The sequence below is a fragment of the Lentzea sp. HUAS TT2 genome (genome assembly GCF_051853195.1).
GTDB lineage: Bacteria > Actinomycetota > Actinomycetes > Mycobacteriales > Pseudonocardiaceae > Lentzea.
Genome location: NZ_CP196667.1, coordinates 4001733 through 4027586 on the forward strand (window position 1 = coordinate 4001733; position 25854 = coordinate 4027586).

Annotated in this window: 26 protein-coding genes and 1 tRNA gene; 18 read left to right on the forward strand and 9 right to left on the reverse strand. The window is 67.4% G+C overall.

Features of this window, described 5'->3' with window-relative positions; genetic code table 11:
• Window positions 1-15: 15 nt before the first annotated feature.
• On the reverse strand, window positions 16-2295 hold the full coding sequence (hrpB, locus tag ACSHWB_RS20085; protein WP_439663529.1) for an ATP-dependent helicase HrpB: 2280 nt from the start codon (window positions 2293-2295) through the stop codon (window positions 16-18).
• Window positions 2296-2327: 32 nt separating this feature from the next.
• Here hrpB and ACSHWB_RS20090 point away from each other — a divergent pair, with 32 nt between their 5' ends.
• The 5 genes from ACSHWB_RS20090 (at window position 2328) to ACSHWB_RS20110 (ending at window position 6646) form a co-directional block, all read left to right on the forward strand.
• The gene (locus ACSHWB_RS20090; RefSeq protein WP_439663530.1) at window positions 2328-3371 is read left to right on the forward strand and encodes a glycosyltransferase; all 1044 of its coding nucleotides are present in this window, start codon (window positions 2328-2330) and stop codon (window positions 3369-3371) included.
• Window positions 3364-4173 carry a GNAT family N-acetyltransferase gene (locus ACSHWB_RS20095; RefSeq protein WP_439663531.1) on the forward strand — a complete coding sequence of 270 codons (810 nt, stop codon included), beginning with the start codon at window positions 3364-3366 and terminating at the stop codon, window positions 4171-4173. Before ACSHWB_RS20090 ends, ACSHWB_RS20095 begins: the two co-directional genes overlap by 8 nt.
• A 50-nt stretch (window positions 4174-4223) precedes the next feature.
• Window positions 4224-5510 (forward strand): MFS transporter, encoded by a 1287-nt coding sequence (locus ACSHWB_RS20100; RefSeq protein ID WP_439663532.1) that lies wholly within the window; start codon window positions 4224-4226, stop codon window positions 5508-5510.
• 46 nt (window positions 5511-5556) lie between these two features.
• Window positions 5557-6339 carry a DsbA family protein gene (locus tag ACSHWB_RS20105; protein ID WP_439663533.1) on the forward strand — a complete coding sequence of 261 codons (783 nt, stop codon included), beginning with the start codon at window positions 5557-5559 and terminating at the stop codon, window positions 6337-6339.
• Between the two features lie 234 nt (window positions 6340-6573).
• A tRNA-Ala gene (locus tag ACSHWB_RS20110) sits at window positions 6574-6646 on the forward strand.
• 253 nt (window positions 6647-6899) lie between these two features.
• Here ACSHWB_RS20110 and ACSHWB_RS20115 read toward each other — a convergent pair.
• The 3 genes from ACSHWB_RS20115 to ACSHWB_RS20125 all read right to left on the reverse strand — a co-directional run bounded on the left by ACSHWB_RS20115 (window position 6900) and on the right by ACSHWB_RS20125 (window position 8582).
• Window positions 6900-8093 carry a tyrosine-type recombinase/integrase gene (locus ACSHWB_RS20115; protein ID WP_439663534.1) on the reverse strand — a complete coding sequence of 398 codons (1194 nt, stop codon included), beginning with the start codon at window positions 8091-8093 and terminating at the stop codon, window positions 6900-6902.
• A 190-nt stretch (window positions 8094-8283) separates the two neighbouring features.
• Window positions 8284-8430, reverse strand: coding sequence for a hypothetical protein (locus tag ACSHWB_RS20120; protein ID WP_439663535.1), 147 nt, complete (start codon window positions 8428-8430; stop codon window positions 8284-8286).
• Window positions 8430-8582 (reverse strand): aldo/keto reductase, encoded by a 153-nt coding sequence (locus tag ACSHWB_RS20125; protein ID WP_439663536.1) that lies wholly within the window; start codon window positions 8580-8582, stop codon window positions 8430-8432. The genes ACSHWB_RS20120 and ACSHWB_RS20125 overlap by 1 nt, the downstream gene beginning before the upstream one ends.
• Before the next feature lie 62 nt (window positions 8583-8644).
• Between ACSHWB_RS20125 and ACSHWB_RS20130 the strand changes: the two genes are divergently transcribed.
• From ACSHWB_RS20130 to ACSHWB_RS20145, 4 genes are all read left to right on the forward strand, one after another.
• Window positions 8645-9568 carry a helix-turn-helix domain-containing protein gene (locus tag ACSHWB_RS20130; protein WP_439663537.1) on the forward strand — a complete coding sequence of 308 codons (924 nt, stop codon included), beginning with the start codon at window positions 8645-8647 and terminating at the stop codon, window positions 9566-9568.
• 212 nt (window positions 9569-9780) lie between these two features.
• Window positions 9781-10803, forward strand: a complete 1023-nt coding sequence (locus ACSHWB_RS20135; protein WP_439663538.1) for a DUF4331 family protein — start codon at window positions 9781-9783, stop codon at window positions 10801-10803.
• Window positions 10804-10900: 97 nt separating this feature from the next.
• Window positions 10901-11731 carry an oxidoreductase gene (locus ACSHWB_RS20140; RefSeq protein ID WP_439663539.1) on the forward strand — a complete coding sequence of 277 codons (831 nt, stop codon included), beginning with the start codon at window positions 10901-10903 and terminating at the stop codon, window positions 11729-11731.
• A gap of 218 nt (window positions 11732-11949) precedes the next feature.
• Complete coding sequence (locus ACSHWB_RS20145) at window positions 11950-12963, forward strand: aldo/keto reductase (protein ID WP_439663540.1); 1014 nt, start codon at window positions 11950-11952, stop codon at window positions 12961-12963.
• Window positions 12964-12982: 19 nt separating this feature from the next.
• On the opposite strand, the gene ACSHWB_RS20150 is transcribed toward ACSHWB_RS20145, so the two are convergent.
• Window positions 12983-13939 carry a DMT family transporter gene (locus ACSHWB_RS20150; RefSeq protein WP_439663541.1) on the reverse strand — a complete coding sequence of 319 codons (957 nt, stop codon included), beginning with the start codon at window positions 13937-13939 and terminating at the stop codon, window positions 12983-12985.
• A 144-nt stretch (window positions 13940-14083) separates the two neighbouring features.
• Here ACSHWB_RS20150 and ACSHWB_RS20155 point away from each other — a divergent pair, with 144 nt between their 5' ends.
• The 5 genes from ACSHWB_RS20155 to ACSHWB_RS20175 all read left to right on the forward strand — a co-directional run bounded on the left by ACSHWB_RS20155 (window position 14084) and on the right by ACSHWB_RS20175 (window position 18109).
• Window positions 14084-14542 carry an Lrp/AsnC family transcriptional regulator gene (locus tag ACSHWB_RS20155; RefSeq protein ID WP_439663542.1) on the forward strand — a complete coding sequence of 153 codons (459 nt, stop codon included), beginning with the start codon at window positions 14084-14086 and terminating at the stop codon, window positions 14540-14542.
• A 182-nt stretch (window positions 14543-14724) separates the two neighbouring features.
• Window positions 14725-15306, forward strand: a complete 582-nt coding sequence (locus tag ACSHWB_RS20160) for a sigma-70 family RNA polymerase sigma factor (protein WP_439663543.1) — start codon at window positions 14725-14727, stop codon at window positions 15304-15306.
• Window positions 15291-15977, forward strand: coding sequence for a hypothetical protein (locus tag ACSHWB_RS20165; RefSeq protein ID WP_439663544.1), 687 nt, complete (start codon window positions 15291-15293; stop codon window positions 15975-15977). The genes ACSHWB_RS20160 and ACSHWB_RS20165 overlap by 16 nt, the downstream gene beginning before the upstream one ends.
• 90 nt (window positions 15978-16067) lie before the next feature.
• Window positions 16068-17582 (forward strand): beta-propeller fold lactonase family protein, encoded by a 1515-nt coding sequence (locus ACSHWB_RS20170; RefSeq protein WP_439663545.1) that lies wholly within the window; start codon window positions 16068-16070, stop codon window positions 17580-17582.
• 29 nt (window positions 17583-17611) lie between these two features.
• Window positions 17612-18109 (forward strand): DUF1775 domain-containing protein, encoded by a 498-nt coding sequence (locus tag ACSHWB_RS20175; RefSeq protein WP_439663546.1) that lies wholly within the window; start codon window positions 17612-17614, stop codon window positions 18107-18109.
• Window positions 18110-19387: 1278 nt separating this feature from the next.
• Here ACSHWB_RS20175 and ACSHWB_RS20180 read toward each other — a convergent pair.
• Entirely contained in the window at window positions 19388-20335 is a 948-nt protein-coding gene (locus ACSHWB_RS20180; RefSeq protein ID WP_439663547.1) for an NAD-dependent epimerase/dehydratase family protein, read from the reverse strand.
• A 67-nt stretch (window positions 20336-20402) separates the two neighbouring features.
• Window positions 20403-20807 carry a Dabb family protein gene (locus ACSHWB_RS20185; protein WP_439663548.1) on the reverse strand — a complete coding sequence of 135 codons (405 nt, stop codon included), beginning with the start codon at window positions 20805-20807 and terminating at the stop codon, window positions 20403-20405.
• Window positions 20808-20931: 124 nt separating this feature from the next.
• Between ACSHWB_RS20185 and ACSHWB_RS20190 the strand changes: the two genes are divergently transcribed.
• Window positions 20932-21534 carry a TetR/AcrR family transcriptional regulator gene (locus ACSHWB_RS20190; protein ID WP_439663549.1) on the forward strand — a complete coding sequence of 201 codons (603 nt, stop codon included), beginning with the start codon at window positions 20932-20934 and terminating at the stop codon, window positions 21532-21534.
• A 448-nt stretch (window positions 21535-21982) separates the two neighbouring features.
• Here ACSHWB_RS20190 and ACSHWB_RS20195 read toward each other — a convergent pair whose 3' ends face one another.
• Window positions 21983-22687, reverse strand: a complete 705-nt coding sequence (locus ACSHWB_RS20195; protein WP_439663550.1) for a hypothetical protein — start codon at window positions 22685-22687, stop codon at window positions 21983-21985.
• 306 nt (window positions 22688-22993) lie between these two features.
• Complete coding sequence (locus ACSHWB_RS20200; protein WP_030475722.1) at window positions 22994-23197, reverse strand: cold-shock protein; 204 nt, start codon at window positions 23195-23197, stop codon at window positions 22994-22996.
• A gap of 350 nt (window positions 23198-23547) precedes the next feature.
• Here ACSHWB_RS20200 and ACSHWB_RS20205 point away from each other — a divergent pair, with 350 nt between their 5' ends.
• From ACSHWB_RS20205 to ACSHWB_RS20215, 3 genes are read left to right on the forward strand one after another with little or no spacing between them, the layout of a single operon-like run.
• Entirely contained in the window at window positions 23548-24111 is a 564-nt protein-coding gene (locus ACSHWB_RS20205) for a hypothetical protein (protein WP_439663551.1), read from the forward strand.
• Between the two features lie 5 nt (window positions 24112-24116).
• Window positions 24117-25211 carry a sensor histidine kinase gene (locus ACSHWB_RS20210; RefSeq protein WP_439663552.1) on the forward strand — a complete coding sequence of 365 codons (1095 nt, stop codon included), beginning with the start codon at window positions 24117-24119 and terminating at the stop codon, window positions 25209-25211.
• On the forward strand, window positions 25208-25831 hold the full coding sequence (locus ACSHWB_RS20215) for a response regulator transcription factor (RefSeq protein WP_439663553.1): 624 nt from the start codon (window positions 25208-25210) through the stop codon (window positions 25829-25831). Before ACSHWB_RS20210 ends, ACSHWB_RS20215 begins: the two co-directional genes overlap by 4 nt.
• Window positions 25832-25854 lie beyond the last annotated feature (23 nt).

Below are 25854 nucleotides of genomic sequence, written 5' to 3' on the forward strand. Positions count from 1 at the left end.
TGGTCGTGATTCTGTTCAGGTCTTGTTGTTATTACCTTTGTCGTAGGGACGTTCCGGCCAGTGGTGCTTGGGATAGCGGCCCTTCAGCTCGCTGCGCACGCGCAGGTAGCCGTTGCGCCAGAACGACCTGAGATCGCTGGTCACGGCGGTGGGGCGGCCTGCGGGGGAGAGCAGGTGCACGACCACAGGGACGCCCGCGATGAGCGGTGTGTCGGCCCACTTCATCGCGTCCTGGAGCCGGACGTGCAGGGCGGGCTGGTCCTGCGTGTAGTCGACTTTGCCCTGGCCGATGCGTTCCGGGGCGAGCTTGTCGAACTCGGCCGCCTCCGGCCACGGCAGCAGACTCCGCAGCAGCGCCACCGTGTCGATCTTGGCCAGGTCGGAGCGCTTCTTCGCCTTGCCGAGGTCGATCGCGCGGATCACGTGCTCGTCGTCGACGCTCGGCCAGTCGCGCGTCCGGTGCAGGAACGCCATCCGCTCGCGCAGGCGTTCGGCGGCGTCGGTCCACTTGAGCAGACCCAGGCCTTCGGCCTCGAGACCGAGGCGGAGTGCCTGCTGCGACTTGGCGAGGTCGTTGAGCTTGCGTTCGCCGAGGCTGATGGCGCCGAGCTTGCGGACCTCGTTCGCGATGACGTCGCCGTTCCAGCGGATGTCGTCGACCGTGTGCACGAGGGCCGCCGCGGCGGTGACGGCGAGCTCCTCGTCGGCAGGGGCGGCGAGGCGGACGCGGCCGTGCTTGCTGCCCGGTTCGCGGTCGGCGATCGCGACCGCCAGCCACTGGAACTGCGAGTCGGTGTGCTCGACGGCGGTGCCGTTGGCCATCAGGTAGACGTTGCTGTTCTTGGAGCGGCGCTTGGCCAGCCGTTCCGGGTAGGCGAGTGCGACGACGAGCGCCGGATCGCCGTTGCCCGCCGGGTTCGTGCCGAGCTTTTCGAGTTTCTTGGCTTCCTGGCGCCACTTCCCCGGGGCCTTCAGCGCGGTCGCCAGGTCGGTCGTGGAGGTGTGGGTGCTGTCGTCGAGCAGCGCCACGACCTCGGCGGCGGTCCGGTTGCCCGCGAGCGCGCTGCCGTCGATGAGGGCGCGGCCGAGCCGGGGGTGCAGGCCGACGCTCGCGATGCGGTCGCGGCGGCCGGGTTCGAGCGCGCCGATCGCGGTGAGGGTCTCCTGCGCGGCCTTGAGCGCACCCTCCGGCGGGGCGTCCCACCAGTTCAGGCCGCTGCCGTCCGGGGTGCCCCACACCGCGAGCTCCAGGGCGAGCCTGGTCAGGTCCGCGGTCTTGATCTCCGGCTCCGGGTAGCGGGGCAGCGTCGAGTGCTCGTGCTCCGGCCAGCAGCGGTAGACGCGGCCAGGGGCCTCACGTCCGGCACGGCCGGCGCGTTGTTCCGCGACCGCCTGGGAGACGCGGATCGTGGCGAGGCCGGCGAGACCTCGGCGGTGGTCGACCCGCGGAACCCTGGCCAGGCCGGCGTCGACGACCGCGCGGACGCCGGGGACGGTGAGGCTGGACTCGGCGATGCTCGTGGCGAGCACCACTCGCTGGTTGTTGCCGCGTTTGAGGGCCGCATCCTGCGTCTGGGCGTTGAGCTGGCCGTGCAGGATCACGGTCTCCACGTTCAGCAGGCTCGCCGTGCGGTTGATCTCCCTGACACCGGGCAGGAACGCGAGCACGTCGCCGTCCACTTCGGACAGAGCCTTTCTGATGGCCCTGGCGACGGTGGTCTCGATGTGCTCGTTGCGCGCGGGCGGGACGTAGGTGAGCTCCGTCGGGAACATGCGCGACTCGGTGTGCAGGACCGGCGCGTTGAGGAGGTCCGAGAGTCGTTGCGCGGCAACGGTCGCTGACGTTGCCAGGAGTTTGAGGTCCGGGCGCAGGCCCGCCTTGGCGTCCAGCAGGAGCGCGAGCAGGAGGTCGGCGTCGAGGTGGCGTTCGTGGACCTCGTCCAGCAGGACCGTGCCGATGCCCTTCAGCTCCTGGTCGTGTTGCAGCCTGCGGACCAGGAGGCCGCTCGTCACGACCTCGATGCGGGTGTGCCTGCTGGTCTTGCGGTCGCCCCTGACCGAGTAGCCCACGGTGTGCCCGACCGGTTCGCCCAGCAGGCTCGCCATCCGTGCGGCGGCGGCCCTCGCAGCGATCCTGCGCGGTTCGGCGACGATGACCCTGCCGTCGAGAGCCAGCGGGACCAGCGTCGTCTTGCCGGTTCCCGGAGGCGCGACCAGCACGGCGGCCCCGTGCTCCTGGAGTTGCTCCAGGAGTTGGGGGAGAACGGATTTCACCGGGAGATCGGGCAGGTCCACACCGTTGAGTGTGTCAGGGTGGTCGTATGGGCATGATCGGCGTGGCTACCGGGGTCCTGTCTGTGGTGCGGTCCACGAGGACCGTGCGGCAGTGGAGGCACGTGCCGGAGGTGTCGGCGTCGTCTGTGGACGCGTCGGTGCTGGCCGTCGTGCCGGCGCGCAACGAGGAAGCCACGTTGCCGCGGTTGTTGCCCGGTCTGGTCGGCCAGCCGGGCGTGCGCGTTGTCGTGGTGGACGACGCTTCCGAGGACGCGACGGCAGCTGTCGCGCGGTCTCTTGGCGCGGAGGTGGTCGAGTCGTCCGGTCCGCCGCCCGGCTGGGCGGGGAAGACGCACGCGATGCATCTCGGCGTCGGGTCCGTTCAGGACGAAGAGTGGTTGTTGTTCATGGACGCCGACGTGACGTGCACGCCTGATCTGGTGGGACGGCTGGTGGCGTCGGCGACGGCGCTCGGTGCGGACCTCGTGTCGTCGTCGGGACGCGGAACCGGGCCTGCCTGGTGGTTCCTGCTGCCCGCGTTCAACACGCTGGTGTTCGAGGGGTCGCCGCCGGACGGACGCGGGGCCACGGCGCTCGCCGTCGGGCACTGCGTCCTGGTGCGGCGGACCGCGTTCGACGCCGCCGGTGGCTGGGAGGCGATCGCGGGCACCCACGCGGACGACGTCGGCCTGGCGACGTTGATCAGGGACAACGGCGGGTTCGTGAAGTTCGTCGACGCCTCGGCGTTGCTGACGACCTCGGGGATCGACACGTTCGGCGACTGCTGGCGGTCGTTGCGCAAGAGCATCCAGCCGGGGTTCCGGGAGATGTTCGGGCCGTGGGGACGCCCGTTGCTGGTGGTCGCTGGGCTGTTGCACCTCGCGTACGGGCTGGTCCCGGTGCTGCGGTGGCGGTCGCCGTGGTCGTGGCTGGCGTGGTTCGCACAGGCCGTGCCGCACCGCGAGTTCCTGCTGCGGACCGGGCAGCCGGGGACCGCGGCCGTGCTGGCTCCGCTGGCGTGGGCGACGATTGGGGTGTTCCTGTTGGACTGCGCGTTGCGTCCAGGTGCCCAGTGGAAGGACCGCCGCGTTGGTTGACCCGTTGCGCGACCCGGACGACCCGGAGCTGCTCGACCCCTACCAGTCGAGGTCGCTCGCGATCCTGGTGGAGGGAGCGCGGCTCGCGTCCGGTGCCGTCCGGTACGGCAAGGTGGGCAAGGTCGGCAGCGCTGCCGTGGTGATCAACCGGGAGAACCCGCTGCCGTCCGGCAACTTCGGCTGCGCGCTGGACGGGACGTCGGTCGAGGTCGCCTCGACGTTGCTGCAGCTGGAACACACGTTCGCCGACGTGGGGCGCGCGGAGGCCGTCGTGTACGCGTCGCCGACCACCGTGGACGAGATCGAGGGCATCGCCGACGACTCCGGCTGGTACGCGGTCGAGGAGCTGCTGACCGTGGTCCATCGCGGGCCCGCCTCGGTCGCCGAGGGTGTGCGGCCGGCGGTCGACGCGGACGTTGCGGGGATCGTCGAGCTGCTGTCCGACGAGCTGGTCGGGAACCGCGAGCGGCTGTCGCGGTGGCTCGGGCATCGGCTGGACGACCCGCGGTGCCTGGTGCTGGTGATGGACGACGGCGACCGGATCGGCGGGTTCGTGTCGGGGTTCGCCGAACGTGGTGTGGGGCTGGTCGAGCAGTGCGTGGTGCGTCCGGCGCGACGGCGCCGCGGTGTGGGCCGTTCGCTGGTGGTGTCCGCTGCCTCCGCGTTGCGTTCGTCGGGCGCGATGCTGGTCGCGTCGCAGGTGGACGAAGGTCCGGGGGAGCGGTTCGCGGAGGCCTGCGGCTTCGTCGCGGCGTATCCCGTGACCGCATATGTACGCAGAGTGGATGAGCTGCTCGACTGAGTTACTTAGTTGCCGCGTGACATATCCTTAGCAGGGCTAAGGGAGGCTTTGTGCGCGATCGGTTACCGGTCGAGGTGTGGGTCCTGGTCGCGGCGAGCTTCATCATCGCCGTGGGTTTCGGGATCGTGGCACCCGTTCTGCCTGTGTACGCGTCCTCGTTCGGCGTCGGTCACACCGCTGTCGCGGCTCTGATCAGCGCTTTCGCGTTCGTCCGGCTGGCGTTCGCCCCGATGAGCGGCAAACTCGTCAACCGCTTCGGCGAGCCTCGGGTGTACATCGTCGGGATCCTGATCGTGGCGGTCGGCACCGCGATGTGCGGGTTCTCGACCAGCTACGCCGAGATGCTGTCGTGGCGCGCGCTCGCGGGTGTCGGGTCGACGATGTTCACGGTCGCCGCTCTCGGGCTGCTGATCCGGATCACGCCGGCGCCGATGCGCGGGCGGGCGTCCGGAATGTGGGCCGCGGGTTTCCTGGTCGGCAACATCGCCGGACCGATCGTCGGTGCCGGGCTGGTGCCGTTCGGCCTGTGGGTGCCGTTCGTGTCGTACGGCGTGCTGCTGTGCATCGCTGCGTTCGTGGTCTGGATCTTCCTGCGGCGCTCGACCCTGGTGGCGATCGACAAGACCAACACCGACGTGCCCATGACGGTGCGCGAGGCGGCACGGCACCCCGCGTACCGCGCGGCGCTGGCGTCCGGGTTCGCGAACGGCTGGGCCGTCTTCGGCGTGCGGATCTCGCTGGTGCCGGTGTTCGTCATCGAAGCCCTGGAACACAGCGCGGCCGTGGCGGGCATCTCGATGTCGGTGTTCGCGGCCGGCAACGCCGCGATGCTGTTCCTGTCCGGCCGGATCGCCGATACCCGCGGCCGCAAGCCGGTCGCCATCGCCGGTCTCCTGGTGAGCGGTCTCGCGACGGTCGGCATGGGCTTCACCGGCGACCTGTGGACGTTCATGGCGGCGTCGCTGATCGCGGGCGCGGGCGCGGGCCTGCTGAACCCGCCACAGAACGCCGTGGTGGCCGACGTCATCGGTGCTCGGGGCAAGGGCGGCCCCGTCCTCGCGGGCTTCCAGATGGTGACGGACCTGGGCGCGATCATCGGCCCGATGTGCGCGGGCCTGCTGGCCGACTCGTTCGGCTTCGGAGCGTCGTTCGCCATCACCGGTGCCTCGCTGCTGCTGGCCGTGGGCTTCTGGTTCGTCTCGCCCGAGACGCTGCCCACACATGAGGAGGAGCACACGGCCGCCGCGGTCGCGCCGGAGTGCGGCTGCCTCGACGAGAGCGCGGAGATTCCGACCGGCGAACGCGTGGGCGGCAAGCCACGTCACCCGGAAGCATGATTGCGCGCTCAGCTTTCTTTTAGTTTGTGTCGCTACCCTCGTCGCCGTGGGTGGAGCAGAGCGCAGTGCGCGGAAGAAGAAGCAGGCCGCGCGTTCGGTGGTCCAGGCCCGTTCGTCGGGCTCCGACCGCACGAAGGTCATCGCCGGCATCGCCATCGTGGCGGTGCTGGCCGTCGCCGTCATCGGCTACGTGATCTTCCAGCAGATGAAGCCGTCGACGTCGGCCACGGACGTCATCCCGCTGGCCCCGGCCGACCACACGATCTCGGCACCCGCCGTCCGCGACGGCAACACGGTGCTCGTCGGCAAGGACACGGCCACCGTGACGATCGACGTGTACGAGGACTTCCTGTGCCCGATCTGCGGCACGTTCGAGAAGACCTACGGCACCGACATCAAGAAGGCGGTCGAGGACGGCAAGGTCAAGATCCGCTACAACATCCTGCCGATGCTCAACCGCCTGTCGTCACCGGAGGGCTACTCGACCGACTCGGCCAACGCCGCCCTGTGCGTGGCCGACGACGGCAAGTTCAACGCGTTCCACGCGGCGCTGTTCAGCAAGCAGCCGGAGGAAGGCGAGGCCGGCTACACCAAGGACCAGCTGATCAGGCTGGGCAAGGACGTCGGCGTGACCGCGGCCGGGTTCGAGTCGTGCGTGCAGAACCAGACCTACAAGGCGCAGCTGGACGAGCTGATGTCCAAGACCAGCAACGATCCTGTGCTGCGCGACAGCGAGTCGGGGCGGTTCCGCGGCACGCCCAGCGTCGCGTCCGGTGGGAAGCTCGTTGACCTGGACAACAAGAACTGGCTTTCCGACCTGGCGAAGTAAGCCGCTCGGTTCAGCGCCTGGCCCTGGGATCTCCCGGGGCCAGGCGCTTTTGTGTTGCGTGTCACTGTTGGTTCTCCGGCAGGCGTTGCGGGCCTGGTTCTTGGCGGCCGGGATGGGGTTCTACCAGGCCGAATGGGGTTGGGATACCCCCGATTTTTATCTTGTGGCATGGGTGTTGTACGGTATTGCCACACGAGAACGACAGGGAAACCCGCCGGGAGCGTGGACCTTCAAGGGGCTGTGGCGCAGCTGGTAGCGCATCACACTGGCAGTGTGAGGGTCAGGGGTTCGAGTCCCCTCAGCTCCACTTGTAGGTAGAACCCCTCTGATCTTGCGGTTTGCGCAGGTCGGAGGGGTTCTTTGTGTTTGCTGGCCGATCAGCTGTGATCGTCGAGGGTGCTCCAGATTGGCTTGACATGGAGGGGATCGGGAGGACGGTCCTCCAGGAAGATCATTCCGGACGCTGTCCCTGCCACTCGATGACCAGGACGTTTCCGGTGTAGGCGTTCGGTACTGCGGTGTGACCATCCCGCCAGCGGTGTGAATGGCATCTAGGTTCGTTATGCGGCTTCGTTTCCGTGACGTGCAGGGGTGGGTGGCATCGGGTGAGTGCGGCATTTCTTGGTCGCGGTCTGCCAGCGCTGTTGTAGCGCGTTGAGGAGTCGTTGTTCGACTTCGGGCGCGACGTGCGAGTAGACCTCGGTGACTCGGTCGTGGAGGTGGTGGCCGAGTCGGCGGCATTGGGCGATTTCGGGTACGGCGCTCGCGATGAGCCAGGTCTTGTGGCTATGCCTGAGGCCGTGGAAGGTCAAGCCCGGCCGAATCGGGTAGGTCCGGATACGCGGGCTCGCGAGATCGAAGTTGCCGTCGGCGGCAGGGCGTAGACCGCGGCGCATGACATCGCTGTGCCAGAGCCAGTTGCCGCGGCTGTTGGTGAAGACGAATTCGTTGTCGTGCCGTTCGAGGTGCTGGCGGAGCAGGGTGATCAGGAACGGTGGGAGCGAGATGCTTCTGGCCGATGCGGTGGTCTTGGGTGGCCCGATCCACCGCATGCGGCTGTACTCGTGAAGCGCCCCGACGTCCGGGTCGACGACCAGGCGCCTGGTGTCGAGGCGCAGGTTGGTGCGGTGCAGGCCGGCTAGTTCGCCCCAACGGCAACCAGTCCAGGCCGCGGTGATGATGAGAGTGCTGATGGTGTCGCCGGCAAGCGATGAAGCTTGGGCAGCGATACGTACGACTTCCTCCGGTGTTGCCCAGATCTTCTCGGGCTGTCGCTTGGCTGCGCGGCGTCCCAGTCGCCGTCGGCGGCGGACGGGGTTGGCGGGGATGATGCGTTCGTCGACGGCATCTTCGAGCATCATCGACATGAGCTTCACGATCGTGGAGACAGTGGTGGGTGCGTACTCGGTGCCGAGATCCTTGATCCACCCCGTGATGTCGAGAGTGGACAGTTCAGTCAGTGAGGTGCTGCCCCAGCGAGGCACGATGTGGTTGCGCAGATTGCCGTCGTAGTTTCCGAACGTCCGTAGGTCTATGTCGAGTGTGGGGAGCCAGCGTGTTGCCCAGTCTTCGACGCTGACTCGGCCGAGTGTTGGGTCGATCCAGACTTGGCGTCGCTGGTCGGTTTCGATGTCGGTGGCGTAGTCGTCGGCCGCCTTCTGAGTGGTGAAGCCGGAGATGGATGCGATGTGTCCGTCACTGGTGGGGTAGCGGACCCGCCAGGCATGCTTGCCGGTTTGTTCTGTCCAGGCCATGTCGGTCTCCACTGTGGATCGGGTGGTTGACATGTCTGGTGTGCGCTTTGGTGAGTTGAGACGCAACTTGATCTGTACCTGTGCAGCATCCTGGTTCATTTGCCGCTTGATGGCGTTGAACTCCGCCAGGCCCGCGTCTGCAGCACGGTGTCGATGATCTGTGCGACGAGATGCTCCTCGTCGCGAAACCTCACCACGTCATTGCCTGCGGGACGCTGGGGCCACCAGCATCAGCATCGTCGATCACCGTGCCGATGGTGAGCGGAGGATCGACGGTGCGTGCGGTCGCTCCCGCCTGCGGCTGAAGCAGGGCGAACAGCTCCTGTTGGTAGATCATCAGTCGGGCAGGACCCGTGACCTCCGCTGCGAGGAAGCCAGGACGACCTCGTCGCGCCGCCCTGCGATGGCCAGGCCTATGACCCGCTCCGAGTCGTCTTTGCGGTAGACGTCTGCGGTGTCGATCAGGTTGACGCCGCTGTGACCGGCCACGGCCTGAGGGGGGACAAACAGACCCCCCTCGGATATCCGCCAGGATCGTTAGCCTGGAATACATGAACGAACGTCCTGCTGACGGCTTGGGGGCATTCCTGTGCAGCCGCCGCGCGCGCATCACGCCGCAGGATGCAGGGCTGCCACCGTCGGTGGGTATCCGTCGAGTACCAGGACTGCGACGCGAAGAAGTAGCCCTGCTCGCCGGTGTCAGTGCCGAGTACTACGAGCGGCTGGAACGGGGCCGTAGGAAGACCGCGTCAGCGTCGGTGCTCGACGCCATCGCCCGGGTACTGCAGCTCAACGCTGCTGAACGGGAACACCTCCACGTCCTCGCCGGCTCTCACAGCTCCCCGCGGGCGCACGCGGTTCCGGTGCGCCTGCGCCCTGGGCTGCGCCGTGCTCTGGACACGGTCACCGACGTCCCGGCGCTGGTCCTAGGACCACGCTACGACCTCATCGCCATCAACGACCTCGGGGCAGCGTTCTACGTCGGACTCGATCTCATGCCCGCGGGGCGACGGAACATCGTCCGCTACCTGTTCACCGTCGATGCAGCCCGCGAACTGTACGACGACTGGGCGGCGACCGCGCGCACGGTGGTCGCCGAACTGCGACGGTACGCCGGCACCCACCCGCACGATCCAAAACTCGCCGACCTCATCGGCGACATGGCCGTGCGTGATCACGACTTCCGCCGCTGGTGGGCCGAGCACGACGTGTATCGGCGCGACTACGGAAGCAAGCGCTACCACCACCCCCTCGTCGGTGAGCTGGAACTCGGATACGAGGCCATGACGCCGGTGGGCGATCCTGATCTCATCTTCGGGACGCACACCGTCGAACCACATTCGCCTTCCGAGCAGGCTCTGGCGCTGCTCTCGAGCTGGTGTGTCCCGTCGAGGCCCTCCAGTGCCGATGACATCGTGAAGCCGGCCGCCGCCGATACCGAGACCGGCATCAGCGACCGGGGCACGAGCGCTTAGCCGGCCGGCCCGCAGGCCGGCTGCCCAGCCATCGCGTGCACACCCGGCATGAAAAGTCGGCCGGAGCGTGGTACCGGCAAGAGTGGTGTGCGGGCCCAGTGCCGCCAGCTTTCATTGACGCACTTCTTCGGACCAGCACGCACATTGCGGCCCCGCATTAACCGGCGTATCCGAATCGCTAACAGTACGAAAGCGACGAGAACGGACTATTCATGTCTCACCATCTCGACACACCGCTGGCAGCGCAGAACGGCCAGCTGTTCATCGACGACCTCTACGTCTTCCCCGGCGAGGACAGCACGGTGTTCGTCATGGACGTGAACTCCAACATCACCGGGGTTTACGCCGAGCCGGGCTTCCACCACGAAGCGCGCTACGAGATCAAGGTGCACTTCGACGGCGCCGACCAGGAGGCCCTGACCTTCCGGTTCTCCTTCGGCGAGCCTGATCCGAGTGGCCAGCAGGGGTTGAGCCTGCACTGCCTGACCGAAGCGGACGCCCTGGGCGATGACGCCGAAGGCGAGTTGCTGCTGGAAGGCCGCACTGGCGAGGCCGCCGGAGCGGCCGGTATCCGTGCCTGGGCCGGACGTGTCCAGGAAGCCTTCTACATCGACCTTTCCCTGCTTGCTGCCGTCAACGGCGCGGTAGGAAAGGGAACCGCGGTGGACCTGTCGTCCTGGGACCCGCAGAAAGCCCAGAACACCTTCGCCGGCACCACGGTGGAAGCAATCGTCCTCGAAGTCCCCCACACCCACGACCGGCTGCGGCCCGGAACCAGCATCGCAGTGTGGTGCGCCACCAAGTTGGCCACCGACGCGGGTGGCTGGCGGCAGATCAACCGGGGCGGCTACCCGATGATGTGGCCGATCTTCTGGCCCGACGACACCGACTTCTCCAACCCCGCCAACACCCGCCACCCCTCCGAGGACGTCGCCGCCGACAGCCGGGCGATCGCCGACCAGATCGCCACCGTGGTCTCGGCCACTGGAACGTCAGCCGACCCCTCGGGCTACGGGCAGACCGTAGCCGCACAGCTCCTGCCGGACATCCTCCCGTATGTGATCGGCACTCCTGCCTGCTTCGGCTTCGCCGCCCGCAACGGCCGTACCCGCGCGGACAACGCACCCGAGGTGATGATGTCGCTGGTGACCAACATGCCGGTGCCCAGCGGCCTTTCCCCGGCCACCACCAAAGCTCAGCAGAACGACCAGTTCCCGTACGTCGTCCCGCAGTGAGCTCAGCCGGAGACACGCGAACAGCTGAGACACCAACGCACATCTCGCAACAAGTACCGGCCGCGCGGCCGGGGGCTTACGTTCAAGGAGTCGGGCAATGAGCGTGTGGTTTGTGACGGGTTCGTCCCGCGGCTTGGGCGCGGAGATCGTCCGTGCCGCTCTGGACGAGGGGCACGAGGTCGTCGCCACTGCCCGCAGCACGGACGCGGTGCTCAGCCAGTTCCCGGACGCCGGTGACCAGTTGCTGGCCTTGCCGCTCGACGTGACGGACGCCGCCGGGATCGAGACGGCGGTAGCAGCAGCCGTGGCGCGCTTCGGCGGCATCGACGTGGTGGTGAACAACGCGGGCCGAGGGTTGCTGTGCGCGGTGGAAGAGGCCGACGACGCCGCAGTCCGGGCGGTGTACGAGACCAACGTCTTCGGGCTGCTGGCTGTCCAGCGTGCCGTCCTGCCCATCTTGCGCAAACAGCGCTCCGGACACGTCATCAACATGAGCTCGATCGCCGCGTTCGGCGGATTGGCCGGTTGGGGCGTCTACGCATCGACCAAGTACGCCGTCGAAGGTTTCAGCGAGGCACTGCACGCCGAGCTCGCTCCGCTCGGCATACACGTGACCCTCGTCGAACCCGGATACTTCCGCACCGACTTCCTCGAGCCGAGCAGCCTGCACACTGTCCAGGAGCCGATCGGTGACTACGCGGCCACCTCCGGGGCGATGCGCCAGGCGGTCCCCAGCATCAACAAGACTCAGCAGGGCGACCCGGTCAAGGGTGCACGGCTGATCGTCGAGATGGCTTCCGGTGCGGAGCCGCCGCTGCGCCTTCAGCTGGGCTCCGACACGCTCCAAGCGGTGGAGGCCAAGTTGGACGGTGTCCGCAAGGAAATGGACGCTTGGCGCCACATCGCGGGCGCCAGCGACTTCAGCTGAGGCGCCGACAGCCGTGGGGAAATGATCGCGCCTGTAGCGCTACCGAAACGCACGTCCGCCGCAGTCACGGTCGCATTCAGTCGGCTTGTGCGACCAGTGGGCGAGGGGGTCCATTCGACCCCCCTCTGGCAATACCCGGTCACAGCTGTGTGTGCCGCCAGATGAAATCGCAGCGTTCTGTTGAACGTGCGAAATCGGCCGGAACAACGGGAGTGACCGTGGAACAGCGCACGTTGGGTGGATCGGGCATCGTGGTGAGCGACATCGCGTTCGGTGCGATGAACTTCGGCTTTCCCGGTGGCCCGAGCGACCAGCAGGCAGTGGCGATGGTCAACCGGGCGCTGGACGCTGGGATCAACCTGATCGACACTGCGGACGTCTACAGCAAAGGCGAGTCGGAGCGGGTCGTGGGTCTGGCCATCGCAGGACGGCGCGACGAGGTCGTCCTGGCCACCAAGTTCGGTCTGCCCATGGGAGAGCATCCGAACGAGCGCGGCGGGTCCGCTCGCTGGATCAGGCGCGCCGTCGAGGACAGCCTGCGGCGGCTGGGTACCGACTACATCGACCTGTATCAGATGCACCGACCGGACTACCGGACCGATCTGGAGGAGACCCTCGGTGCCCTGACTGATCTGGTGCGTGAGGGAAAGGTCCGTGCCATCGGCTCGTCCACCTTCCCCGCGGAGCTCATCGTCTCGGCTCAGTGGGCCGCCGAACGGAGTGGCAGTCGACGCTTCGTCAGCGAGCAGCCCCGCTACTCGATCTTCAACCGCCGGCCGGAGACCCATGTCTTCCCGACCCTGCAGGAGTTCGGCATGGGCGCGCTCACCTACGCGCCACTGGCCAGCGGCTGGCTGGCCGGCCGCGCCGATCCGACCGGCGGTCAGCGAGCGGAGATGGAGAAGCACGTCTTCGACCTCGCCAGCCCCGCCAACCAGGCCAAGGTGCTCGCAGCACGTCGGTTGCGCGAACTCGCCGACGAAATGGGCGTACCGATGACCCACCTGGCGCTGGGCTTCGTTCGATCGCACCCAGCGGTCAGCGCGGTACTGATCGGACCACGTACACCTGAACAGCTCGACGACCTGCTCCTCAGTGCCGACGTAGTCCTCGACGACGCAGTCCTGGACCGCATCGACGAGATCGTGGAGCCAGGCAACGACATCAACCCCGCCGACAACTTCGACGCCGTCATTCCGGCCATCGCGGACAAGCGCCTGCGCCGCCGCTGACAGAAGGAAACCGCGTCCTTCAGCTTCGTTCTGCGTCCATCCGCACGCCGGTCCGCTCGTTGCCGGCAGCCGGGATGCCGCGTGAGTCGAGACGACTGCGTCGCGGCGCTGAAGAGGATCCTCCGTGCGTCTTGCCTGGCCGCCGGGCGGCTACGGCCGCACCGGTGAGGATCAGCAGGGTTCCGGCGATCGTGTGCGAGGTGATCGGTTCGGCGAGCACGGCGACGCCGGCCGCGACGGCAACGACGGGGGCGAGGTAGGTGATGAAGGCGGCGCGTGCGGGCCCTTCGGTGTTGATCAGGGCGAAGAAGCCGGTGAAGCCACCCGCGGTGCAGGCCAATCCGAGAGCGGCGACGGAGAGCACGACCCCGGTGGTGATCTGCGGAGCCGGTTCGAGGGTTGCGGCAGCAACCAGCAGAGGGCCGGCCGCCAGCGTCAGCATGCCCGCGGTGATGGTCAACGGTGGTACGCCGGGGAAGAGGCGGTGCATCAGCAGTGCACCCACCGCGTAGCAGGCGGCGGCTGACAGCACGAGCACGGCGTCCACGCCCACGCCCTTGACCCCGAGTAGCACGATCACTCCGAGGAACCCCAGGACCACTCCTGCCCATGCCCCGCGGGCCAGACGCTCACGCCGGCCCCAGAACAGGCTCAGCGCCAGGATGAACAGAGGTTCCGTGGCGATGAGAACCCCGGTGAGCCCGGAGGGAACGGTGCGCTCTCCCACCGCGATGAGCGTGAAGGGCGCTATGACTTCCACTCCGGCGAGCAGCAGCACCGAACGCCAGCGCTCGCGCAGCAGTCGCGGAAGACCGCGGCGCCACGCCAGCGGCAACAGGGCCACAGCTCCCAGGGCGACCCGTCCGGCCACCACACCCACCGGCCCCAGACCCTCCAGCGCGACACTGATCAGGAGGTAGGGGATTCCCCACAGGAAGGCCACGGTCAGGAACAACAACAGGCCACGGCGGCTCATCGGCAGGCTCCACAGGATTGACGTCAGGGCCCGAGCGGGCACCGCCGACCGTACGCACGCACATCACCGGCACGGAATGCATGTTGTGCTGTCGAATCGGGGTAGGACTTGCCGTTTGTTAAGTCATCAAGTGCGATGTGAGCCATGACATCCCTCGACGCCACCGACTGGCAACTGCTCGGACTGCTGCAGGAGGACGCTCGCTTCGGCTACCGCGAGCTCGCACGCCGGGTGGGGCTGAGCCCACCGGCCGTGGCCGCCAGGGTGCGGCGCCTGGAAAGCCTTCAAGTGATCACCGGTTACAGTGCGCGCATCGACCCGGCCAAGGCAGGGTGGCCCGTCCAGGCCTTCGTTGTGTTGTCCACCACGGGTGTCCGCCAGTCGCACCAGATGGCTCATACCGCCCGTGCCACGCCACACATTCTTGAAGATCACCGCGTCACCGGCACCGACGACCACATCCTGCGCGTGGTCGCGCACGACATCACCGCGCTCGAGCCGCTCATCGACGAGCTCAACGAACTCGGCAAGCCCGCGACGTCCTTCATCCTCTCTTCCCCCAAAGCATGGGGACCGCTCCCGCCGCCCGGCACGTCCGGCTGAGGCAGATACCACCTGACGAGGCGGGCAATACGCGTTTCGTGTGCGGCGGTCTGGTTCTTGCGGGTTTTTCTTCGGCGCCGTTCAACACCTGCTCGAGGTCGTGCGTATCCCCCTGATGAACACACTTTCCGGAGAATGAGGAAGCGCCATGGCGGTGCAGCGCGGAGCGGATACAGGTGACTGTGAGCGGTAGCCCACTGCGCTGGTTGCGCCGACGCTCAGGTCCGACGGACGCGGAGGAGTCCGGCCTGAGGACCGAACGCGAGGTTCAGGTCGCCTACGAACGCTACGGAGGGGAGCTGTTCGGATTCGCCTACAAGGCACTGGAGGACCGGCAGCTGGCCGAGGAAGTGGTGCAGGAGACGTTCGTCCGTGCCTGGCGGTCGGGGCAAGGCTTCGATCCGGAACAGGGCACCATGCGAACGTGGCTGTTCGCAATCGCGCGCAACGGAGTCGTGGACGCGATTCGGCGGCGCAGAGTCCGTGAGGGTGCTGGCCAAACCTCGTGGGAAGCCGTGACCGAGTCATCGTCGGGGTTCGATCCGGTCGATGGGCTTCTGGAGCGGATTCAGCTGAGCGAGGCTCTGGAACGGCTGAGCCCACAGCACCGGCAGGCGGTGGTCGAGGTGTACTTCGGCGGGCGTACCTGCGCCGAACTGGGCGAGGAGATGGGTATCTCGGCCTCCACGATGCGCAGCCGGCTGTACTACGCCGTGCGCGCCCTGAGACTCATCCTGGAGGAGAACGGGTGGCTGGCCTCATGAATCAGGAATGCCTTTCCGTCCGCTCTCTGCTGACCGAACGCCTGCTCCTCGGCAAGGCCCTCACCAAGGAACTCTCCCGGCATCTCGACCGGTGTCCGGAGTGCACCCGTGAGGTGTCCGAGATCGGTGATGTGGTGCGGACATTGCGTCTGACAGATCCGCAGTTCAGCCGTGAGACCGCAGTCGGCGTGGTCACCGACGAGAGGCCCTCGCTGGAGTTGGGCGATCGGATTCGCCGAGACGTCGCCAGAGGCCGTCCTGGAGCGGCGACTGTGCGGCACAGAATCCGGCACCGGGTCGCCGTCGGTGTTGCTGCGGCTGCTCTTGTCGCGGCAGCCGCGGTGGCCGTACCGCTTGCCACACGGCAGGATCCTGCGCCCGCAACGGCTGTGGCGCTGGTCCGCGAGGGCCCGATGGTCATCAGCCCTGGCGGCACTGAGGTACCGATCGTCCTTTCCGGACTCCAGCCAGGCGCGGTCTACCGAATGATGACCGTCAACGCCGCTGGCGCACGTAGTCCCGGCGGAAGCGTTCGGGCCACCGGTGACGAACCGATAGCCACCCGCATGGTGACCGCGATGCACCGCGACACGATCACAGATCTGATCCTGGAAGACGAGGAGGGCCGGGTCGTGGCCCGCCTCCCCGTGACACCGCCCCCAACGGCCTGACGGCCGTCCCACACCTCCTGACGCCCGAATTCCTTGGGCGATCAGGTGATTCGCCATGCCCTCGAACAAACATCCTCATGGAGAAACGAAATGCCTTCTGCACGTCGTGCTACCTGGGTTCTGATCGCAACGCTGGCCGGCGGAGGCGGAACCCTGACCGCCAGTGCCCTGGCACAGCCCGCGGCGGCCAGGCATGAGCCGATCCCCATCTCCGGCCTCGACCGTGTGTACACGGCTGACCAGACGTCCAACACCGTCTCGGTGATCGATCCCTCGTCCAGCAGGACGCTGGGCACGATCAAGCTGGGCGACCAGCGGGTGGGCGGCACCCTGAGCCCGCAGTACCTCGGCGATGTCGGCGTCCACGGCCTGGCGTACTCGCCGGACCAGCAACGTCTCGCGGTGGTGAGTGTCACCAGCAACACGGTCGACATCGTCGACACGACCACCAACAAGGTCCTCACGACCACCGACGTGGGGCGGGCCTCCCACGAGGGCAGTTTCACCCGCGACGGCAAGCAGTTCTGGGTCGCGAACCGGGGGAGGGACACCGTCACCGTGGTCGACGCCGTACACGGCGGGGTCATCGCCAACCTGCCCGTCGGCCAGGGCCCCTCCAAGGTCGTGATGAGCCCGGACGGCAAGCACGCCTACGTCAACCACATCAGCCTGCCCGAGATCACCGTGATCGACGTCGAATCCCGCGAGGTCGAGGATCACATCTCCGGCCTCGGTGACGTCTTCTCCTCCGATCAGGCGATCTCGCCCGACGGCAAGCAACTGTGGGCGGCGCACAAGCGAGCAGGCAAGGTCTCTGTGGTCGACCTCGTCCACCACAAGGTCGTCACCGTCCTCACCACCGGGCCCGACACCAACCACCCGCAGTTCGCCGACACCCGCGGCGGGAAGTTCGCCTACCTGACCATGGGAGGGCTGGACGAGACCTGGGCATACCGCCTCACCGGCGGCACCCCGGTACTGATCGCCAAGATCAAGAACAGCGGGCATGCTCCCCACGGAGCCTGGGCCAGCGGTGACGGTTCCCGGATGTACGTCGGCCTGGAGAAGTCCGACGCGGTGGACGTCATCGACACCGCCACCAACAAGGTGATCGACACCATCAAGTCGGGGCAGGAGCCACAGGCCGTCGTCTACGCGCCGCGGGCAGCCGCCGCGGGCAACGCCGCGAACCTCGGCCGCCAAGGACTCGACCAGCAAGCCCGCAACGTTCCCACCACCCTGCCCGACGGCACCTCCGGCGACACCCTGGATCCCGCCAAGGGGCGCGTCCTGGAGGCCACCATCCGGCCTGTGGGCGGGCTGGACATGATCCAACTCCAAGCACGTCGCCTCAGCGCGAACACCGTCTATCAGGCCTACTCCGTCGCAGAGGACGGCAGCAAGTCCCCCGTCCTCTCGTTCACCACGGACGCGAACGGCGGCGCTCCCATGGTGCTCGGGTTCGGTGCATTCGGGGGCAAGAGCATCGCCATCGCGGCCAAGGGCGCCGCGACCCCCGTGCAGCAGGCGGCGCTGACCAACCAGGGCAGCATGCACGGCCACGCGGTGACCACCGCAGACCTCGTTTACTGCGACTGCTGCTGATTCCCGGGCAGAGCAGAGAGGACCGCCTCATGTCCCACAGCACTCGCGCATGCCTTGCCCGTGTCCTCACCGCCACGGCCGTCGTGGCGGGAGCAGTCTTCGCGATGGCCCAACCCGCCATGGCGCACGTGCGGGTCATCGCCGAGGCCACTCCCGGACAACCCGCCACCCTGCAGTTCCGGGTTCCCAGCGAACTCGCCGACGCCACCACGGTGCGGGTCGCCGTCGCCATCCCGCCCGCGCTGTCCGTCGTCAGCGTTCCGCCGGTCGACGGATGGACCGAGAAGACCGTCTCCGGAGCTCCCGGCCAGGTCACCACGCTGGTCTGGACGGCGCAGCCCGGGCGGGGAATCAAGCCGGACGATCACGTGAGCTTCACCGTGGGTGTCGGACCCCTGCCCGACCAGCGGTCTGTCAGCTTCGACACCGAGCAGACGTACTCCAACGGGATGATCGCCACCTGGAACCAGGACCAGGACGGTGACAAGGAGCCTCCCTACCCCGCGCCGGTCCGACCGAAAACCTGAAAGCCATCACCACCCCTGTCCACGCGATCCTCGCCGCGGACGACACCATCACCCCCGCGCCGGCCGCTCGCCGCGTACTCAGCGCGGTCGAGCAGCTTGACGTGGTTGAGATCCCTCAGACGCATTTCGAACTCTTCACAGACCACCTGCAGGAGACCATCGACCTCACCACACGCTGGTTCGGCCGCGATCTCGGATCCGTACGCGCGGCCGCGTAGCGCGCCCGGACCTTCACCGAGTTGGGCAGTGCCGCGGTTGGGCGGTGGCTGATGACTCCTGGGCTCGCGCCATGTTCCAAGAGCGCGCCGCCTCGCCTTGAACTGATTCACCCGTGCGGAGACCGTTTTCGGCTCATCGTGCCATCGTGACCGCTCAACCTGCCGTTGGATCGTTGTGATGCCGACGGCGAGTCTCACACTGAACGTCGTGGAGCGAAACTGGAGCGGCGTCAGGAGTTGAACGTAGCGGAACTGCCTGCAACTGCATTGAACTGCGGTTGATTGCGTTGGAGGTCTTGGTGTTCTAGCGTTCGTGCTGGTAGAGGTCCTTTGTGGACCAAACTGGCAGTGTGAGGGTCAGGGGTTCGAGTCCCCTCAGCTCCACTTGAATTGAGAGCCCGTCTGATCGAGCGGTTTCCGCTTGTCAGGCGGGTTTCTTGCTGTTCTGGGTGGATCTTGGGTGATCGTCTGTTGATCGTGTTGCGGTGACCCTATGGAGCACTTCTGGAGCAGGATTCTCCGGCTTGATCGTCGTGCTGGTCGCTGGACTGGGTGGTCGTCGTGCCCCTCTCACTAACGGTGTGAGGGGCATAGCTTTGTTACGCGGCAAGCGGTCCGGACGTGGCGTTCGATTGGCCGTGGTGCCGTTGGGTGTGCTTTGACGTTGAGGTCTGCTTCGTGCCAGCGGCGCTGTAAGTCGTTGAGGAGTCGGAGTTCGACTTCGGGTGCGACATAGGAGTAGACCTCGGTGACACGGTTGGGCAGGTGGTGCCCGAGTCTCCGTGCCTGGGCGATCTCGGGTGGATGTCGGCGGCGTAGTTGTCGGCTGAGCGCTGCGTGGTGAAGCCGGAGATCGAGACGGTGTGGCCGTCACCAGTGCCGTAGCGGACTCGCCAGGACTGCGTGCCGATCTGTTCTGCCCAAGCCATGACGACCTCTGGGGCGCGCGGGTGTGCCTCAGTTGTGCGCCTCCAGTTCCTTGAACGCAAGTCGCCCTAAAGGCGATCTTGGCTGCCGGGCTTCGCAACGCGCGACTTGCGCCATGAGCGCGCGTTGGTGGTTACATGTTCGACCGCGGTCCTCGGTCGGCGTGCTCCTCCCTGATCGCGCCGACCTGGTCGCGGATGGCGGTGTCGAGATCGGTGGCGGTCAGGCCGAAGGTGTCTGCCGTCTCCGTCGCGTCCATGTGGAATGGCGCGTACCACTGGTAGTCCATCTCGGCCATCTCGCGGGCGATGGGCACGACCAGCCCGGCCGTGCGCATCGCGAAGCGCGGCATCTGGATCAGTGTGGTCGGCGGCCGGCCCGCGGCGACGGCGTAGCGTCGTGCGAGCTCGCGGATGGTGACGGCCGGTGGGGATGGCACGTGCCAGGCTCGACCCCACGCGCGTTCGTCCTGGGCGAGTGTGACCAGGGTTTTGGCCATGTCGCCGTTGACGGTGAAGGTGTGCGGCATGTCCAGGTGGCCCGGGATCCAAGCGGCGCTGTCCTTCTCCGAGGCAGGCTCGATGAGCATGGAGTAGAGGCCGTTCGCGTCCTTGCCGATGTAGTCGGAGCCGCGGACTTCGACGGTGCGGATGCCGGCGGCGAGGGCTTGTTCCCACAGCCTTCTGCGCAGGCGGCCCTTGCGCCCGGTGGCGGCCATGGGGGTGTGCTCGTTCATCCGGCCGTCGGGTTGCGGGCCGTAGGCGTAGAGGCTGCCGGTGAGTGCCAGGACCGCGTCGTTGGTCTTCGCGGCGGTGATCATCGCTGTCTGCAGGGGCGGCAGCAAGCGTTCCCAGCTGGTGTAGGAGGGCGGGTTCGCGCAGTGGTAGATCGCTTTCGCGCCGCGGGACAGTTCGGTCATGCGTGAGGGGTCGGAGGCGTCCGCGGCGACCCGCTCGATGAGCGGGTGCGTGGGGCCAGAGCCGCTGCGCGTGATGATCCGGACGCTTTCGCCGTTCTCGGCGTGCAGGCGTGCGACATTCGCGCCGATGGAACCGGCGCCGATGATGACGTGTTCGGCCATGTCAGGTTTCTCCTTGATGGGGGGAGTCCTGGGTGCGTCGCCGCGCCCAGGACGGGTCTGAGACCGGTCAGTCGTCCACGCCGGAACCGGTGTAGGCAGGCACGTCGGCCAGCATTCCGGCGACCTCGGGGTTGAGTTCGTTGCGGCGCCGGTGCAGTTCCTGGATCTTCGCGTTCAGGTCGGGATCGTTGTCGTCGCTGATGTCGAAGGTCTCGAGCCGTTCGACCAGGTTCAGCCCGAGGTGGTCGGTCTGGTAGGTGGTCGGGTGCGTCAGGTATTCGAAGAGCCCGTCGAGGTCCTCGAGGACGAACACCGAGCTGTAGGCGTAGTCGCCGCCGTGGTCGCGGCCGACGATGAAGGACTTGATCACGGGGTTCGACCGGCCCTGGGTGCGCCAGCTCTCCAACGCCGCCTCGATCTGCTCGGGCGTCGCGGTGGCCTTCAACGTGGCCCGGTTGATGTGGTGGATCACGCCTTGCTCCTCGGTTTCTAACGACGTTAGATTTTCTAACGTCGTTAAGTTAGCTAGGCGGAGACGTCGTCGTCAAGGGCGGCGGCTAATGTCCGCGGACACCACCGAAGTGAAGTGACGGAACATGCCGACCAGTACAAGACGGGACCGGGAACGGGCGAGCACCCGCGAACGGATCATCGAGGCCGCGCTGCACGTCCTCGAGACAGAGGGCACCGCGGCGCTGACGATCCGGCGCATCGCGACCGACGTCGAATACTCCGCCCCCGTCGTCTACCAGCACTTCGCCAACAAGGACGCGCTCGTGCTGGAGTTGGTCGCGCGTGGCCACCGCCTGATGCTGGCCGACTTCCGGCAGGCCGCCGAGGAGCCCTGCATCGACCGGCGCATGCTGCGCATCGCGTCCGAGTACGTCCGGTTCGCCGGCGAGCACCCACACCTCTACGCGGTCATGAACGGCGCCGCAGTCGACGCGGACGAGCGCAGGCACGCCGTCGAACCGGCCGTCGCCGTCCTGAAGGAACTGCTCGCCGCCTGGTCAGACGCGCACGACGTGGTCCTGGCCGACTCCGATGAGGCCTGCGAGATCATCTGGGGAACGCTCTACGGCATAGCCTCGCTCGGCCATCTCGGCACCGTCGACAACGAGCGTGCCCGGCGACTCGCCGAGCAGGCGCTCCGCGCGATCCTTCTCGGCTGGCGAACCGAGGTGCCGGGAAACGGGTAGCCCGGCACCGCCGTCGGCGCCAACGGCCGCAGCCCGCTCAGTGGCAGAAGAGCGCACTCGCATCGCCCCGGAGCCCGAGCGTTGCCGTGGGCTCTGTTGTGGCGCGTCGGCTTGTAGGTCAGTGATCGGCACTGTCCTGCATTTCCTGGGGTGTTCGGGTTTCCGCAGGTAAGGGTCCTTTGTGGACCAAGCTGGCAGTGTGAGGGTCAGGGGTTCGAGTCCCCTCGGCTCCACTTGTAGGTAGAAACCCGTCTGATCTGGCGAACATCGCGGATCAGGCGGGTTTCTTGCTGTTCTGGAACAGAACTCTCCAGCTTGCTCGTATGCGGGATTGGTTGCGCCGCAAGTGGTTCGGAGACGTGGAGTTCCGAGCGGACGGGTGTGCTCGGCATTCAGGTCTGCTTCGTGCTCGGGGCACGACATGGGAGCACGACCAGGGCCACGACGCTCAGATGCGAGGCAGGTAGGCGGAGACTTCGGCGATGGCGTCGAGGGTGTCACGGTCGAGGTGGCCGGAGGCGAGTTCGGTTTCGGCGATGGTGACGTTCTTGCCGTTGCGGTCGCTGCCGTAGTTCTCGCCGGTGAAGCGGATGTCCGCGAGACCCAGCATCGCTGAGCCGAGGGGCTGGATGTCGCCGCTGCCGTGGATCTTCATCACCGACTCGAACTTGTCGGCGTCGCGGGTGGAGGCCAGACCGACCCAGACCACCGACAGCACCGCGGTGTTGCCCGCGCCGTCGCCGACCAGGAACAGGGCGCGGTCCAGGGAGGTGCAGCGGGTGCGGGTGAAGAAGTCGCGGATCTGCCCGAACGAGACCGCCACGCACTCGGCCTGCTGACGCGCGGTGCGCTTGAGTTGCTTGACGCCCAGCCGCTGCCAGGCAGCCTCGCTGTCGCCTTTGCGCGCGGACTTCTGTCCCTCGGACTTGCGGGCTCTGAGCTGCGCGGAGCCACTCGAGCCAGAGCTGGCACCCTGCGCGGCGTTCTGCGCGCCTGCGCCGACTTCGGAGACCAGGCTGGATCCGCCTCCGAGGGTCAGGCCGCCGGTGCCGCCTGCCAAGCCGAGCGCGAGCACCCCGGCCGCCACCACCGCCCCGCTCTTGCCCCCGCCCTTGATCGGGACGCGCCGGCCGTTAATGGTTCTGAACTCCATCAGGTCCGCCCTCGGCTAGATCGTGTCCGCGCACGGGCGCCGCATCCTGGTCACCGATCTCGGAGCTCTTACGACGAGAACTGTCGGTGACCGTGATGCAGCGCACTGTGAGCCAACGCCGTCGGGCGGTGGTGGTGTTGACCGGCAAACGGGTGAACACCGGCACGGACGGCTGGTCTGCACCGACCCGTCGTCCTGATGGCGTGGTCGCCTACCCGCATAACAGAGCCCGGCCGGATGGATCACCCGGCCGGGCTCTGGTTCAAGGTCGTGCGTGCCGCTGACGGATCAGCAGCGGTGTCCCGACTACGCGGGGACGATGTTCTCCGCCTGCGGGCCCTTCTGGCCCTGCGTGATGTCGAAGGAGACCTTCTGGCCTTCCTGGAGCTCACGGAAGCCCTGCGCGGCGATGTTCGAGTAGTGGGCGAAGACGTCAGCGCCGCCACCGTCCTGCTCGATGAAGCCGAAGCCCTTTTCAGCGTTGAACCACTTGACGGTTCCGGTGGCCATGGTGCACTCCAAGCATGATGTGGCACCCGCACTGTGCGGGGGCCGGGGTGTCCGCCATGGCAAAGACGCTGAACAGCAAAACGCCCGTGACCTGCGATCACGGGCGAACGGTACTTCGTAGCCATGACAGATGACGTCACGCTACACGGGTCGGGGCTCTAGTGCTGCATCGAGACGTGGATCACCGTCGTGTCGACCCGGCCGGGCGACGATGCATCCCGCCGGTGAACGGGAGCCACGGGCGGTGAGAGGCACGTGCCGATCGGCACCCCTGGGGGCGTGACCTCTGGCGTCCGAAGTGGCCGGTCGGTACTTCGGGGCACGGTGGTGGCGTCCCTAGCGTCGGCGGTGTGACGGACAACAGGATCTTCTTGCCGAGGTTCGGTGCGGTGTGCGGGGTTGTGCTCGCCCTGTCGATCGGGGTGCCGGGGGCGGTCGAGGCCTTCACCGGCGAGACGGCGTTCACCAGTGCGGTGATCGGGTTGGGGACGGCGTTCGGGGTGCCTGCGGTGCTGGCGTTGCACGGGCATCAGGCGCACGCGTCGGGGCGGTTCGGGGCGGTTGCATTCGCCGCGAACATGCTCGGGCTCGGGGTGTTCACCGGGGTGGCGTTCTCGTTGAACCTGGTGATCTTCTTTCTGGAACCCGGGCAGGTGGCGCCCTTGACCCAGGTGGTGTTGAGGGCCGGGTCGTTGGTGTTCGTGCTCGGCAGTGTGTTGTTCGGGGTGTCGATGGTGCGGGCGAAGGTGTTTCCCGCGGTGCCTGCTTGGGGGTATGGGGTCTCGTTCGTGTTGTTGGCGGTGTTCGCGGCTTTGCCGGACACGCCGTTGGCCGCGCTGGTGCACGTTGCGTGTGCCGTGGTGCTGGTGTGGTTGTCCGCGGCGGTGTGGTCGGCTCGTCCGGCACTAGCCTGAGCGGCATGTACACCTCGCGGCCGGCGTTCTGGGTCTCGCCGGTGATGTGTGTCGCCGTGCTGGTCGCGGGGGTGTACGCCGCGGTTTCCGGGCTTGGTGACACTCGGGTGCCGTTGCTGGTCGGTGGGCTTGCGGTGCTGGTGGTTGTGGACCTGGTGGAGTTCCGGGCCTATCCGGTGCGCACGCCCAAGCCGGTGGCTTCGGGGTTGTTGGTCTTGCGGGCCGCGCTGTACGTCGGACTGGCCTATGTGGACGGTTCTGGGCTGGCTCGGGTGATGTTGTTGCTCGTGCCGTTCACGGCTTTCTTCGCGTTCGGGCGCGGCGTTGCGGTCGTGCTGGCGGTGGCGTGCCTGGCGGTGGCCGTTGTGAGCACGCCGGAGTGGTACGCCGACGTCGAGCAGGTGTCGGACCTGGTGATGTTCGCCGTGGGGCTGGTGCTCACGATCACGATGGCCGCGGTGGCGGTGCGTGAGCGTGACGGGCGGATTCGGTTGCAGGAGTCGCATCGGACGGTCGCCGAGTTGTCTGCGGCGGCGGAACGGGCTCGGGTCGCCAGGGATCTGCACGACGACCTTGGCCACCACCTGACGGCGATCGTGGTGTTGCTGGAGAAGGCTTCCGCGTTCCACGACCGCGAGCCCGGCACGGCGAAGACCGCGGTGCTGGATGCCGAACGGTCCGCGCGGCGGGCGTTGGGCGAGGTGCGGGAGTCTGTTCGGTCGCTGCGGTCGTTCCAGCTGCCGGCCGCACTGGACGAACTGGTTGCGGGGCAAGGGGATGTGACGCTGACGGTCAGCGGTTCGCCGGAAGGTCATGCGACGGGGGCGTTGCATGCGTTGTATCGCGCGGCGCAGGAGGGCATCACGAACTCGCGCCGGCACGCTGCTGCCACGCACATCGAGGTTGAGGTTGAGCTCGATGCCGAGCGGGCGCGGCTGACCGTGGCCGATGATGGGCGTGGCATGGGTGCGGCGGCGGAGGGGTTCGGGTTGCTCGGGATGCGGGAACGGGTCGCGCTGGCCGGTGGGCGGGTCGACCTCGTCAGTTCGCCGGCGGGCACGAGGCTGACAGTCACGATTCCCGTGGCGGGGAACGCATGACGCGCGTGCTGGTCGTCGACGACCAGCGGCTGATCCGGGAAGGGATCGCTTCGCTGCTGGGGTTGCAGCCCGGCATCGAGGTCGTCGGCGCGGCCGCTGACGGGCACGAGGCCGTGGAACTGGCGGTGACGCTGGCTCCGGACGTGGTGTTGATGGACGTGCGGATGCCGGGGCTCGACGGCGTGGAGGCGGTGGCGTTGCTGCGCAAGCGCGCGCCCTCGTGCAAGGTCGTCATGCTGACCACGTTCGACGACGAGGACTACGTGGTGCGTTCGCTGCGTGCGGGCGCCACCGGTTACCTGCTCAAGGACCTGCCGTCGCGGGAACTCGCTGCGGCGGTCAAGCTCGCGGCGGCGGGCGTGGCACAGTTCGACCCTGCCGCGGCGGCCCGGCTGGCGGCGGTGCTGGACCGGTCGGACAGCCATCGCGAACCGCTCACCGTGCGCGAGGTCGAGGTGCTGCGGCTGGTCGCCGGTGGCGCCACGAACAAGGAGATCGCCGAGCGCCTGCACCTTTCCGAGGGCACGGTGAAGAATCACATCTCGCGCATTCTCGGCAGGCTCGGACTGCGCGACCGCACCCAGGCCGCGCTTTATGCGCAGTCGAATGGACTTGTGTAACGCCGCCCGGCAAATGTCGCGAT